Source organism: Streptomyces sp. NPDC058289 (assembly GCF_042880975.1).
GTDB lineage: Bacteria > Actinomycetota > Actinomycetes > Streptomycetales > Streptomycetaceae > Streptomyces > Streptomyces stoeckheimensis.
The window spans coordinates 1-13,339 of sequence record NZ_JBHVYI010000149.1 but is presented as its reverse complement, the minus strand read 5'-3'; the positions used below and the strand labels follow the sequence as shown (position 1 = coordinate 13,339).

Here is a 13,339-nt window from a genome sequence, read left to right as displayed (position 1 = left end):
CCTACGTGCTTGGTTTTGTCGGGGACTTTTGTCGCTGGGGGCGGTCGGCCGGGCCGCCCCGCGCGTCGGTCTGTGGGGGCGGGGGGGGGGCTTCGGGTGTGGCCCCCCCGGCGCCCCCCGCCCCTTCCGTGTGTGCGGCGCCCGCTACACCGTGCGCGAGCGGCGTACGGAGAAGGCCACGAAGCCGGCCCCGGCGCCCAGGAAGAGCGTGCCGCCGAGCAGATAGGGCGTGGTGTCCACGCCGCCCGTGTCGGCGAGCTCGAGGGTGGGGACGGCCTCGGAGGCGGCCTGGACCTGGGTGTTCGCGGCGGCGGGCGCGCCGGAGGCGGCCTTCGCGTGCTCGGGCGCGGTGGCGTTGGCCGAGGGTACGAACCACAGGACGGCGAGGAGGCTGGTCGCTCCGAGAGCGGTGAGTGTTGATCGACGTGCGGACACGGTGCGATCCCCCTTGTGGCAGCAGCGAATTGGCCCCGTGCGGTGATGCTACGGAAAGGGGCGGGTCGTGGGAAAGTCGGGGCCGCCACGGGATTACCCTCCGTCGTATGAACCCTTCTGAGACCTCACGATACGTACGCCTTCGGGTGGATTTGGTACTTGAAGTGCCTGACGTCGACGCGCTCACCGGAGCCGCCCTCGCGCACATCAAGGCCGACGAGTTCATGCCGGACGAGGAGCGCGGCCACGCCGAGGCGGCCGTCCGGGAGGACGAGTCGGAGGCTCTGGCCTACCTCGTGGACCCCACTGACCTGGTCGCGGAGATCCCCGGCGTGGAGCTCGCGCAGGCCTCCTGGAGCAGCGAGCCCGTGGAATACGACCCCGAGTCCATGGAGTGGGACCTCGACGAGGAAGATGGGGAGCTCGACGAAGAGACTGACAACGCCTGACGGTGGGGTTGACCACATTCGAACGGAATGGGGCAGCACCTCGGGGTGTAATGCGTTGTCAGGACGAGGCAGGGGGTTCATGCCCCCTGCCCGGGGAGTTCGGGGTTCCGGCAACGATGGAGTGGCGTGTGAGGACGGACAGCAAGCGGCGGAGAAGGTCCCTGGTGGCCATATCCGCCGTACTCGGCGGCGTACTGGTGCTCGCGGGATGCGGCGGCGGTGAGGACGGCGGTGGTGACAAGCCGAAGGCCAATGGGGAGGCGTCGGCCAAGTCCCAGGCGGACGTGGACGCGGCTGCGGCCAAGGACGCCTCCAAGGCCAAGATAGCCATCACGCCCAAGGACGGCGCCACCAACGTCGGCCTGAACGACGCGGCCAACGTGGCCGTCAGTGACGGCACGCTCACCCAGGTCGAGCTGAAGAGCTCCGAGGGCACGGCGGTGCCGGGCAAGATAGCCGCCGACGGGAAGAGCTGGAAGCCGGACGGCGCGCTGAAGCGCTCCACCAAGTACGCGCTGTCGGCGACCGCGAAGGACGAGGCGGGCCGCGAGGCGCACGAGAACGCCTCCTTCACCACCGTCTCCCCGCAGAACAGCTTCGTGGGCTCCTTCATCCCGGACGAGGGTCAGACCGTCGGCGTGGGCATGCCGGTCTCGATCACCTTCGACAAGCAGATCAAGGACAAGAAGGCCGTCCAGGCGGGCATCACGGTCACCTCCAGCAGCGGCCAGGAGGTCGTGGGCCACTGGTTCAGCACGCAGCGGCTGGACTTCCGCCCGGAGAAGTACTGGCAGGCCGGTTCCACCGTCACGCTGAAGCTGGCGCTGGACGGGGTCCAGGGCGGCCCGGGCATCCAGGGCGTGCAGAGCAAGACCGTCACCTTCAAGATCGGTCGGAGCCAGGTCTCCACGGTCGACGCGAAGAGCAAGAAGATGACGGTCACCCGGGACGGCGCGGTCCTCAAGACCATCCCGATCTCGGCGGGCTCCCCGGAGAACCCGACCTACAACGGTCAGATGGTGATCTCCGAGAAGTTCAAGGAGACCCGGATGAACGGCGCCACCGTCGGCTTCACGGACGACGACGGCAAGGGCGAGTACGACATCAAGGACGTGCCGCACGCGATGCGCCTGTCCAACTCCGGCACCTTCGTGCACGGCAACTACTGGGGCCCGGACTCGGTCTTCGGCAGCGCCAACACCAGCCACGGCTGCGTCGGTCTGAACGACGCCAAGGGTGCGAACGACCCGAACCAGCCCGCGGCCTGGTTCTACGACAACTCCCTCATCGGAGACGTCGTCACGGTCGTCAACTCTCCGGACAAGACGATCAAGCCGGACAACGGCCTCAACGGCTGGAACATGAGCTGGGCCGACTGGAAGGCCGGCTCGGCCGTCTGATCCGCAGACACCACAGCTGAACCCCGCGACGGACGGCGGGGAGCCCCGGCCAGGGGGCTCCCCGCCGTCCGTCTGTGCATATCCCCGCATCCCCGTATCCCCGCATTCCTGTATTCCTGTATTCCTGTGCGGCACCTGTGAGTTCGTGTTCTCATCCGACTCTTATGGACGGCTTATCCGGCCGTCACCGGTGCTGCCTACTTTCGGCCGCATGTTCTTCACCTACCTCCGGCGCGAGCTGCGCCGCCGCAGGAAGGCGGCGCTCGTCGTCGCCTCCGGACTCGCCCTGGGCATCGCCCTCGTCATCGTCGTCAGCTCCGTCTCGGCGGGCATGACGGCGGCGCAGGGCAAGGTCCTCCAGTCGCTCTACGGCCTCGGCACCGACATGACGGTCACCAAGGCGCAGGCCCCGCCGGCCGAGGGCGACAGCACGGCCCGACCGCGCTTCCAGTTCAACGCGAAGGGCGAGGGCGACACCGACGCCGAGGCCGAGCAGAGCAGCGACCTCGTCATGCCGCAGGGCTTCCAGACGTTGGACGCCGCAACCGTGGCGAAGGTGTCCGGCCAGTCCGGTGTCGCGCAGGCCGTCGGCGGCCTCAGCCTCCAGGTGATGAAGGTCAACGGGCAGTTCAAGCGCGGTGAGTTCAAGCGTGCGGAGGGCCAGACGGGCGGTGGTGCGGCTGCCAAGCCCGGCGCCACCGGTGGTGGCGGTGGCGGTTCGACCGGCACGGTCGAGGGCGGCGGCGCCGACTTCGACGTCAACTCCTTCTCCGTCTACGGCGCGGACGTCAGCCGTCCCGAGCTGGGCCCGCTCACCACCTCGAAGATCACCTCGGGCCGCACCTTCGCGGCCGGTGAGACCGACGCGGCCGTCGCCGTCGTCGACAGCGCCTACGCCACGAAGAACAAGCTCGCCGTCGACTCCGAAGTCACCATCAAGAGCGCCAAGTTCAAGGTGATCGGGATCGCCACCGCCGACAGCGGCGACGCGGCCGCCAACGTCTACGTCCCGCTCAAGCAGGCCCAGACCCTTGCCGAAACCCCCGACAAGATCACCACGGTCTACGTCCAGGCCAAGGACTCCCAGGCCATCGGCTCCGTCAAGCAGGCCATCCAGAAGAACGTCCCGGACACCACCGTCACCACCTCGGCCGACCTGGCCGACACCGTCTCCGGTTCGCTCTCCACCGCAGCCTCCCTCGCCTCCACGGTCGGCACGTGGCTCTCGTACGCGGTGCTCCTCGCCGCCTTCCTCGTCGCCGGTCTGCTGACCTCCTCGGCCGTGTCCCGGCGCGTCCGCGAGTTCGGCACGCTCAAGGCGCTCGGCTGGAAGAGCGGCCGCGTCACCGGCCAGGTCGTCGGCGAGGCCCTGGTCAACGGCCTCATCGGCGGAGCGCTCGGCATCGGCCTCGGGCTCGGAGCCGCATACGCCATCACGGCGATCAGCCCGCAGCTGACCGCGCAGCTCGCGGGCGGCGGCGGCGGCCGGGGCCAGGGCGCGGGCGGCGGGGGCGGCGGCGGGATGATGCGCTCCGCCCAGCAGGGCGCCGGCAAGGCCCTCGACATCGCGCTCACCGCACCCGTCTCGCTCTCCACCATCGGCCTGGCCGTCGCGCTCGCCGTCGCGGGCGGACTGATCGCAGGCGGCTTCGGCGGCTGGCGCGCTTCCCGGCTGAGGCCGGCGGACGCACTGCGTCGCGTCGAGTAGCCCGCGGCCGCAGGTTCGTACGGCCGTTCGTGCGTCCGTACGTACGCCTCGTGCGCCTGCCCGCCCGCCAGCACGCCCCACCGCCCCGCAACCCGAGGGAACGAACCAGAGATGTACCAACTCACCGGTGTCACCAAGCGCTACCAGCGCGGCAAGGAATCCATCGACGCGCTCGCCGGCGTGGACCTGACCATCGAGGACGGCGGCCGGCTCGTCATCCAGGGCCCCACCGGCGGCGGCAAGTCCACCCTGCTCCAGATGCTCGGCGCCCTGGACCGCCCGACGGCGGGACAGATCGTCCTCGACGGACTCGACCTCGCCACCGTCTCCGAATCCCGCCTCACCCGGGTCCGGGCGGAGAACATCGGCTTCGTCTTCCAGTCCTTCAACCTGATCCCCACGCTCACCGCGCAGGAGAACGTGGAGACGGCCCTCGTCCCGCTCGGGCTGAAGGCCCGCGAGCGGCGCGACCGGGCCGCCGAGGCGCTGGACTCCGTAGGCCTCGGAGAGCGGATGGGGCACCTGCCCGGGGAGATGTCCGGCGGCCAGCAGCAGCGCGTGGCCATCGCCCGGGCGCTGGCGAAACGGCCGAAGGTGCTCCTGGCCGACGAGCCGACCGGCAACCTCGACGAGTCCATGCGCGACGAGATCATGGAACTGCTCGAAGGCCTCTGGAAGGAACACGGACTGACCTTCGTCATGGTCACCCACGACAGCGCGCTCGCGAGGCAGGCCCCGCGGGTGGCGACGATCCGCCGGGGCAAGGTGACCGTCACCGAAAACGTCTGAGTGCTCCGCCGCGCACCGGTTTAGGGTCCGGAGCATGACGATCACCGCACTCTCCGTGCCCCCGACCGACACCGAAGTCGACCACTGGTGGGCCGTCCTGGCAGCCGCCAGGACGGCGGACCTGCCGGGGACTCCGCCGCCCTCCCGGACGGAGGTGGCCGGGGCGCTGCAGGTGCCGTCGGTGCGGGGGCGCTCGGTGTACTGGGCGACGGAGGACGCGGTCGCCTCCCTGGTCCTCTTCACCGACGGCGTCAACGACCACACCGCGTTCCTGGACGAGCTGACCGTACGGCCCGACGCGCGGCGGCACGGTGTGGGAACGGCCCTGTGGACGCGGGTCCGCGAGGAACTGCTCGCGGACGGCCGTACCTCGGTGGCGGCGGAGGTGGACCTGGGAGGCCCCGGTCAGGCGTTCGCCGAGTCCGTGGGCTTCGCGAACGTCCTGTCGATGGCCTGGTACGTGCAGGACGTACGGGAGGCGCGCTGGGTACAGGGGGCGCAGGCCGCGAAGGAAGGGGCGGAGTCCGCCGCGCCCGGCTACGAGCTGCACTGCTGGCCCGGGCTGGTGCCCGACGAGTGGGCGCAGGCCGTGGCCGTCGCCCACGGGGCGATGGAGGACGCGCCGATGGGAGAGCTGGACCAGCAGATCCAGACCTGGACGGCAGAGCGCCTGCACGCGGCCCACCGCAAGATCCTGGACCGGGGAGGCGCACTGACCACGGTCGCCGCCGTCACCCCGGACGGCGAGGTGGCGGCCTACACGGAACTGGTCCTCCTCGACCCGGCGGGCCCGCGCGCGCTCCAGTACGACACCGTGGTGGTACCCGCCCACCGGGGCCACGGCCTCGGCCGCGCGGTCAAGCTCCGCATGCTCGCGGAGGAGGCGACCCGCCACCCGGACCTGCGCACCATCGCCACCTCGGTGGCGGACGACAACACCCCGATGCTCGCGCTCAACGCGGCCCTGGGCTACCGGCGCGAGCGCGGGGTCGGGTACTTCCAGCTGACGCTGTAGGACGCCGTAGCCCGGGGCGCGGCTGCTTCACGGGTCTACGGGGCGGATTCCTCGACGGGACCCGGACCCGGACCCAAGGCGTGCTCCCGGTCCCGGTCCCGGTCCCGCTCCGGGGCCGCCGGTGACGCGGACCAGGAGGCGAGGAGGCTGAGGGCGTCGGCCGACGGGGAGCCCGGGGGTGCGTGGTAGGTGACCAGGAACTGCGCCGGGTCGTCCGGGAGGGCCAGGGTCTCGAAGGAGAGCCGGAGCTCGCCGACCAGCGGGTGGCGCAGTCGCTTGACGCCGTGGATCTTGTTGTCGGCCACCGTGTGGGCGGCCCACAGTCGGCGGAACTCCTCGTTCTTGACGGACAGTTCACCGACCAGCGCGGACAGCCGTTCGTCGTCCGGGAACTGCCCGGCGTACACGCGCAGATTGCTCACCACCTCGCACGCCCGGCATTCCCAGTCCGCGTACAGCTCCGCCGTAGCCGGGTCCAGGAAGACGAGCCGCACCAGGTTGCGCTCCTGCGCCGGGAGCGCCCCGAAGTCGCCGAAGACCGCCGCCGCCAGCCGGTTCCAGCCGATGACGTCCTGGCGCCGCCCGACCAGGTACGCCGGTACGCCGTCCATCGCGTCCAGCAGCGTCCGCAGCTCCGGCCGGACCTGCTCGGGGCGCGGGGCCTGGCGGCGCTTGCGGGGCTTGGGGCCGGCCAGGTGGCTCAGGTGTGCGCGCTCCGTGCCGTCCAGGCGCAGGGCCCGGGCGATGGCGTCGAGGATCTCCGCCGACACGTTCTGGCCGTGGCCCTGCTCCAGCCGCGTGTAGTACGCGACCGACACCCCGGCCAGCTGCGCCAGCTCCTCGCGGCGCAGGCCGGGAACCCGGCGGTGGCGCCCGTAGTCGGGCAGGCCCACGTCTTCGGGGCGCAGCCGGGCGCGCCGGGAGCGCAGGAACTCGCCGAGCTCGGCTCGTTGATCAAGCTGGTCCATTACCCCAGTATCCCCGCGCGGGGGCGCAGGCCGGGGGCGTGATCCTGACCCCGCCAAGGGTAGGTTCGCCAGACCTAGGCAGGGCAGGGGGATGGGTGTCCGGGGCGGGAGAGTGCAGGCTGTGAACACGAGCAGTCCCGCACAGCAGTTTCCGAGGAGCCCCACCGTGTCCGTCACCCAGGTCGCCGCCTACGCCGCTCCCGCGCCCAAGGCCCCGCTGGAGCGCACCACCGTCCCGCGCCGTCCGGTCGGCGCGCACGACGTCCTCATCGACATCAAGTTCGCCGGCATCTGCCACTCCGACATCCACCAGGTCACCGACGGCTGGGGCGAGGGCATCTACCCCATGGTCCCGGGCCACGAGATCGCCGGTGTCGTCACCGAGGTCGGCCCCGAGGTCACCAAGTTCGCCGTCGGCGACCGGGTGGGCGTCGGCTGCTTCGTCGACTCCTGCCGCGAGTGCGAGCAGTGCCTCGCCGGGCAGGAGCAGTTCTGTGCCAAGGGCATGACCGGCACGTACAACTCGCTCGACAAGAACGGCGAGCCCACGTACGGCGGTTACTCCACGCACGTCGTCGTCGACGAGAACTACACCGTCCGCATCCCCGAGGGCCTTCCCCTCGACGTCGCCGCCCCGCTGCTGTGCGCCGGCATCACCCTGTACTCCCCGCTCAAGCACTGGCAGGCCGGCCCCGGCAAGCAGGTCGCGATCGTCGGCCTCGGCGGCCTCGGCCACATGGGCGTCAAGATCGCCCACGCGCTCGGCGCCGAGGTCACCGTCCTCTCGCAGACCCTGCGCAAGCAGGAGGACGGGCTCAAACTGGGCGCCGACCACTTCCACGCCACGAGCGACGAGGCCACCTTCAAGGAGCTGGCCGGCCGCTTCGACCTGATCGTGTCCACGGTCTCCGCGCCGCTCGCGCTCGACGCCTACCTGGGCCTGCTCAAGGTGGACGGCGCCCTGGTGAACGTCGGCGCCCCGGAGGAGCCGGTCTCGCTGAACCTGTTCTCCGTCATCGGCGGCCGCAAGACCCTGGCCGGCTCGATGATCGGCGGGATCGCCGAGACCCAGGAGATGCTCGACTTCTGCGCGGAGCACGGGCTCGGTGCGGACATCGAGGTGATCCGCGCCGAGGAAGTCAACGAGGCCTACGTGCGCGTCCAGTCGGGCGACGTCCGCTACCGCTTCGTCATCGACACCTCGACCATCTGACCGGCGCCTGACGGCGGCCCCCGGGTGCCTGAACCCCGTGCACGACCCCCGAGTGCACGGCGCCCGGGGGTCGCCGTCACACGCTTTTCATGCTCCGTGCATGGTCTCGGCGGCCCTCCGCGCGGACGATCTTCCCAGCAGCCTTCAGCCACAGGGGAGTTCGAGATGTCCAGCCGCCGCCACTTCCTCGCGGGTTCCGCGGCCGCCGCCGTCGGCCTCGCGGCCCTCCCGCAGGCCGCCCAGCCCGCGCAGGCGGCAGCCGCCGGGGCCGCCGCCGGGGCGGAAGGTCCGCCGAACCTCGTGGTGATCCTGGCCGACGATCTGGGCTACGGCGACCTGGGCGCGTACGGCCAGAAGCTGATCACCACCCCGCGCATCGACCAACTGGCCGCCGAGGGCCTCCGGTTCACCGACGCCTACTCCGCGGCCGCCGTCTGCGCGCCCTCCCGCGCCGCACTGCTGACCGGCCTGCACACCGGCCACGCCGCCGTCCGGGCCAACCCCTCCAGCGGCGGCCAGGGCAGCCTCGGCGCGGGCGACACCACCTTCGCGGAGGTGCTCCGGGCACGCGGCTACCGTACGGGCCTCTTCGGCAAGTGGGGCTTCGGACCCGAGGCCGGGGACCAGCCGAGCCACCCGTCCGCGCGGGGCTTCGAGAAGTTCTACGGGTACATCGACCACAGCCACGCCCACCAGTACTACCCGGCGTACCTCTGGAACGGCAACGCCAAGGAGACCGTCCCGACGGGCACCTTCGCCCCCGACGCGATCGCCGCGCGCGCCCTCGACTTCATCGACGACCACGCCGCCGGCCCCGCCCCCTTCCTGCTCTTCCTCACCCCGAACCTCCCGCACGCCCCGAGCGAGATCCCCGACGCGAGCGCCTACGCCTCCCAGCCCTGGACGCAGGCCAACAAGTCGCACGCGGCGCAGATCAGCCTCCTCGACGCGCAGGTCGGCGCCATCATCGACCGGCTGAAGGCGCGGGGCGTCGCGGAGCGCACGGTCGTCCTGGTGGCCTCCGACAACGGCCCGCACGAGGAGGGCGGGGTGAACCCGGACCTCTTCGACGCCAACGGCCCGCTGCGCGGCTACAAGCGCAACCTGTACGAGGGCGGCGTACGCGTCCCCCTCGTCGCCTGGTCCCCGGGCCGGATCGCCCCCGGCACCACCAGCGTCCGCCCCACCCCGCTCTACGACCTCCTGCCCACCCTCGCCGAGCTGGCGGGCGGCGCCCCGGCCCCCTCCGACATCGACGGGCTCTCGGCGGCCTCCGTCCTGAACGGCGCCCCCGCCCTGGCCCCCCTCCACAACCACCTGTACTGGTACCGGGACGAGCAGGGCGTCACCAGCCGCGCCAACACGCAGGACGGCGGCCGGGCGAAGCAGGTCGCGGAGGCCATCCGCAAGGACCGGTGGAAGGCCGTACGGTTCGCCCCGGCGCGGGACCGCACGGTGGCCGACTCGAAGTGGGAGTTCGAGCTCTACGACCTGGCGGTGGACCTCGGCGAGAAGAACGACGTGGCGGCGAAGAACCCGTCGGTGGTCTCGTCGTTGACGGCCCTCCTGCGTTCCTCCTGGGCGGACACGTACCTGCGCCGCCCGTGGGGCCTGACCGCGGTCGCCGACGCCGTCGCCTCGACGCTCACCACGACCGTCGCGAACGGCACGACCCGCCCCTGGCCGGACGTCCGCGTCACGCTCCCGCTCCCGTCGGGCTGGACGGCCACCGCGACGACGGCGACGACCGCGCCCTCCCTCGGCCCGGGCGAGTCCCTGACCACGACGTGGCGGCTGACCCCGCCCTCGACGGTGCCCGCACCCGTGCTCCTCGTCCCGCAGGCCACCACCTCGTCCTCCCTCGGCTTCACGGCACCCACCCGCTACACGCCCCTGCCGGCCCCGCCCACCCAGGACGGCTACCTCAGCGACCTCCCCTGGGTCTCGGCGGCCAACGGCTGGGGCCCGGTCGAGATCGACCGCTCCAACGGCAAGCAGGCGGCGGGCGACGGCACCCCGATCGCCTTCGGCGGGGTCACGTACGCGAAGGGCCTCGGCGTGCACGCCCCGTCGGAGATCGTCTACCACCTGGGCGGCCGCGGGAACCGCTTCACGGCTCTGGTCGGCATCGACGACTTCTCGAAGAAGCAGTCGGCGACCGGAGCCACCCGCGCGATCGTGCGCGGCGACGGCCGGGTCCTCGCCACGACGGGGGTCCTGACCGGTGTGTCGGGACCGACCGCACTCGACGTGGACGTACGCGGAATCAGGCTCCTCCACCTGGTGGTCGAGGACGCCAACGCGAACTCCGCCTTCGACCACACGTCGTGGGCGGCGGCGCGGGTGACGGTGGTCTGAGGGGGCCGTTTCGCCTGGATCGCGGTGAAACATCAGAGGTGACAGCGGGTCCACGGCCGTGGATGATGCTCGGAGACTTGCGGATCAGTGTGTGCCAGGCCGTTGCAGGGGGGAACGGCCTGGCACCCGCGTGCGGCTCCGTGTCCTGTGGTCCTTCCCCCTCGCTTCGTCACCGAAGGAACCCTGCCGCGTGCGCCCTACCCGTAGGACGGCCCTGCTCACCGCGGGCCTCGTCACCCTCCTCGGCCTGCCGGCCACCGCGGCGGCCGCCGCGGACCCGGCCGACCTGTACGTGAACAGTGCGGCAGGCTCCCACTGCTCCGACGGCGGCACCGGGACGAAGGCCGTCCCGTTCTGCTCGATCTCGGCGGCCGCGAAGGTGGTCAAGCCGGGCCAGACCGTGCGGATCGCACCGGAGACGGGCTACCCCGGCGCGGTCACGATCGACCGCTCGGGAGAGCCGGGCAAGCCGATCACCTTCGCCTTCGGCGAGGAGGGCGTTATCGGCTGGCAGGCTTCCATCGAAAAGGACCTGACCATCAGCGGGGCCTCCCACGTCGTGGTGCGGGGACTCGCGGTCGGGGGCGCGGTGCGCATCGACGCTTCCCACGACGTCACGCTGGAGAAGCTCGATGTCTTCGGCCCCCAATCCGCCGCCCTCGTGGTGGGCGGGGCGAGCACGGATGTACGCGTCATCCGCAGCATGCTCGGCGCCGTCCGGATCGAGGGAGGCGCCCAGCGCACCGTCCTCAGCCGCAACGTGCTCGACGACGACCGCCGGCCGGCGGTGACGGTGCTCGATGCCCCCGGCACTGCCCTCACCAACAACACCGTCCGCGGTGGCTGCGGCGCGGCCGTGTCACTCGGCGGTACCTCGACCGGCTCGGCACTGTTCAACAACGTGGTCCACACCCGGAACACCTCCACGACGTGCGCGGTCACCGAGCCGCGGATCGGCATCGCCGTGGCGAAGAGCGCGACGGCCGGCACCCGTGTCGACTACAACATCGTCGCGGGACAGCCCGGCACCGTGGCTTCCCCTTACAACTGGGCCGGCACCGCCTACCAGACGGTGGCGGCGTTCCTGGCCGCCGGCGGTCAGGGTGCGCACGACCTCCTGCGCCCGTCCGTCGACGGAATCGGCGCGTGGGACGGATCTCCCACCGTCGACTCTGGCGACCCCACGGCGCCGGGGGTGATTCCGCTGGACTGGGTGGGGAATCCGATCGCGGACGACCCGCGGGTGCCCAACACGGGCAAGGGCGGAGGGTACATCGACCGGGGCGCCGAGGAGACCCAGGACGACCTGCGCGGCGTCACCCTCTCGCTGAGCGACAGCTGGGCGCCGGTCGGCACGCGGGTGAAGGCGACGGCCGCCGCGGACAGTTACTGGTCGGCCGCCCTCACCTACCACTTCGACTTCGGGGACGGCACGGACCCGGTCGTCACCAAGCAGCCCACCGTCGAGCACGTCTACAGCGCGCCGGGCGGCTACGGGGCCATGGTGAAGGCCGTCAACGGTGTCGGGAAGCGAGTCTGGTCCACCTACACCCCGGTCAAGGTGACCCCGGCCGGCCCGCTGAAGGCGGCCTTCGCCGTCGATCAGCCGCTGCCCACCTCCTCGGACCCGGACGTCATGGGTATCGTCCCGTTGACCGTCGTCATCGACCCCACGGAGCTCACCGCGGCCCCCTGGCCGGTGGTGAGCGCGAGTGTGGAATTCGGCGACGGCAACACGGCCCACGCCGACGAGCTGCGTTCCTTCGAGCACAGCTACTCCTCGCCCGGCAACTACACGATGAAGCTGACCCTCGTGGACTCCAAGGGCGCGAAGTCCACGGCCCTCCGGACCGTGAAGGTCGACTACGCCCCGTCCGGGTACGTTGCCACCGAACCGTTCCGCATCAAGGACTCGCGCACGGACGGCAGGCCCGTCCTTGCCCGCCTGCCGCTGGACGTGACCCTGCCGACGGCACACCGCATACCGGGCCACCCCCTGTCGGCCGGCCTGGCCTCGGCGGTCGTCAACGTGACCGTCACCGGCGCCACGGAGGACACCCACCTCACCGTGTGGCCGTCCGGCCAGCCGCGCCCGGCGACTTCGAACGTGAACGTCGCCAAGGGCGGCACTTCCTCCAACACCGTCACCGTCCCGGCCGGCGGTCTCGGGTCGATCCAGGCGCAGCTGGGCTCCGGCGAGGCCTCGCTCATCGTCGACTTCGTCGGCTACTACCAGCCCAACATCGGGCAGCGCTTCTCCCCGCTCGCCCCGACCCGCGTCCTGGACACCCGTACGACCGGGGGCGCGCTAGGCGGGGGCAAGACCCGCACGGTGAAGGTGGCCGGTGTCAACGGCATCCCGGCGGACGCCACCGCCGTCGCGCTGAACCTGACGGGTACGGGTGCGAAGGAGCAGGCGCACGTCATCGCCTACCCGGACCCGGCGAAGCGTCCGGCGACCTCGAACCTGAACGTGGAGCCGGGCAAGGACAAGTCCAACCAGGCGATCGTCCCGGTCGGCCCGAACGGCACGATCACCCTGTTCACGAACTCCGGCTCCACGCACCTGGTGCTGGACGCGGTGGGTTACTACGGCAAGGACGGCAAGGCGCTCTTCACGCCGGTCGTGCCGAAGCGCCTTGCCGACACCCGTACGACCGGCAAGGTCGCCCCGGGCGCCACGACCACGGTCTCCGGCCTCCCGGCCAACGCCCTCGGCGCGGTCCTGAACATCACCGCCACCGACACCACGGCCCCGGGCTTCCTGACCGCGTACGGGTACGGCGGCAAGCTCCCCGGAGCCAGCAGCCTGAACACCCTCCCGGGCCTCACGGTCCCGAACCACGTCACCACCCCGGTCGGGACCGGCGGCAAGGTGAACATCTTCAACAGCTACGGCGGCCCCAACCACGTGATCACCGACCTCCTCGGCTACTTCACGACCGGCTGACACCCCCGGAAACACGACGGAGCCCCGGCCCCCGCGAAGCGCGGGGGCCGGGGC

At 71.5% G+C, this 13,339-nt stretch carries 10 protein-coding genes; 8 read left to right on the top strand and 2 right to left on the bottom strand.

Annotated elements, in window-relative coordinates; translation table 11 throughout:
* Positions 1-144: 144 nt before the first annotated feature.
* Positions 145-435: an LPXTG cell wall anchor domain-containing protein gene (locus ACFVX6_RS39060; RefSeq protein ID WP_389699349.1), complete on the bottom strand. Its 291-nt coding sequence runs from the start codon at positions 433-435 to the stop codon at positions 145-147.
* Positions 436-599: 164 nt separating this feature from the next.
* Between ACFVX6_RS39060 and ACFVX6_RS39055 the strand changes: the two genes are divergently transcribed.
* The 5 genes from ACFVX6_RS39055 (at position 600) to ACFVX6_RS39035 (ending at position 5,796) form a co-directional block, all read left to right on the top strand.
* Positions 600-884 carry a hypothetical protein gene (locus ACFVX6_RS39055; RefSeq protein WP_243340602.1) on the top strand — a complete coding sequence of 95 codons (285 nt, stop codon included), beginning with the start codon at positions 600-602 and terminating at the stop codon, positions 882-884.
* 116 nt (positions 885-1,000) lie between these two features.
* Positions 1,001-2,284 carry an Ig-like domain-containing protein gene (locus ACFVX6_RS39050; protein WP_389699348.1) on the top strand — a complete coding sequence of 428 codons (1,284 nt, stop codon included), beginning with the start codon at positions 1,001-1,003 and terminating at the stop codon, positions 2,282-2,284.
* Between the two features lie 211 nt (positions 2,285-2,495).
* Positions 2,496-3,992: an ABC transporter permease gene (locus ACFVX6_RS39045; RefSeq protein ID WP_389699347.1), complete on the top strand. Its 1,497-nt coding sequence runs from the start codon at positions 2,496-2,498 to the stop codon at positions 3,990-3,992.
* Positions 3,993-4,103: 111 nt separating this feature from the next.
* Entirely contained in the window at positions 4,104-4,781 is a 678-nt protein-coding gene (locus ACFVX6_RS39040; protein ID WP_389699346.1) for an ABC transporter ATP-binding protein, read from the top strand.
* A gap of 34 nt (positions 4,782-4,815) precedes the next feature.
* Positions 4,816-5,796: a GNAT family N-acetyltransferase gene (locus ACFVX6_RS39035; protein WP_389699345.1), complete on the top strand. Its 981-nt coding sequence runs from the start codon at positions 4,816-4,818 to the stop codon at positions 5,794-5,796.
* Between the two features lie 35 nt (positions 5,797-5,831).
* Here the strand turns inward: ACFVX6_RS39035 and ACFVX6_RS39030 are convergent, their stop codons facing one another.
* Positions 5,832-6,764 (bottom strand): helix-turn-helix transcriptional regulator, encoded by a 933-nt coding sequence (locus tag ACFVX6_RS39030; protein WP_389699344.1) that lies wholly within the window; start codon positions 6,762-6,764, stop codon positions 5,832-5,834.
* Positions 6,765-6,930: 166 nt separating this feature from the next.
* Here ACFVX6_RS39030 and ACFVX6_RS39025 point away from each other — a divergent pair, with 166 nt between their 5' ends.
* From ACFVX6_RS39025 to ACFVX6_RS39015, 3 genes are all read left to right on the top strand, one after another.
* Entirely contained in the window at positions 6,931-7,977 is a 1,047-nt protein-coding gene (locus tag ACFVX6_RS39025; RefSeq protein WP_389699343.1) for an NAD(P)-dependent alcohol dehydrogenase, read from the top strand.
* 165 nt (positions 7,978-8,142) lie between these two features.
* Positions 8,143-10,335: a sulfatase-like hydrolase/transferase gene (locus tag ACFVX6_RS39020; RefSeq protein WP_389699342.1), complete on the top strand. Its 2,193-nt coding sequence runs from the start codon at positions 8,143-8,145 to the stop codon at positions 10,333-10,335.
* Positions 10,336-10,525: 190 nt separating this feature from the next.
* The gene (locus ACFVX6_RS39015; RefSeq protein WP_389699341.1) at positions 10,526-13,285 is read left to right on the top strand and encodes a PKD domain-containing protein; all 2,760 of its coding nucleotides are present in this window, start codon (positions 10,526-10,528) and stop codon (positions 13,283-13,285) included.
* Positions 13,286-13,339 lie beyond the last annotated feature (54 nt).

Bases quoted from the DNA above. Each gene is read 5' to 3' on its own strand.
- ACFVX6_RS39035 (WP_389699345.1), top strand. From the start codon at position 4,816: ATGACGATCACCGCACTCTCCGTGCCCCCGACCGACACCGAAGTCGAC.
- ACFVX6_RS39040 (WP_389699346.1), top strand. From the start codon at position 4,104: ATGTACCAACTCACCGGTGTCACCAAGCGCTACCAGCGCGGCAAGGAA.
- ACFVX6_RS39045 (WP_389699347.1), top strand. From the start codon at position 2,496: ATGTTCTTCACCTACCTCCGGCGCGAGCTGCGCCGCCGCAGGAAGGCG.
- ACFVX6_RS39020 (WP_389699342.1), top strand. From the start codon at position 8,143: ATGTCCAGCCGCCGCCACTTCCTCGCGGGTTCCGCGGCCGCCGCCGTC.
- ACFVX6_RS39030 (WP_389699344.1), bottom strand. From the start codon at position 6,764: ATGGACCAGCTTGATCAACGAGCCGAGCTCGGCGAGTTCCTGCGCTCC.
- ACFVX6_RS39050 (WP_389699348.1), top strand. From the start codon at position 1,001: ATGGAGTGGCGTGTGAGGACGGACAGCAAGCGGCGGAGAAGGTCCCTG.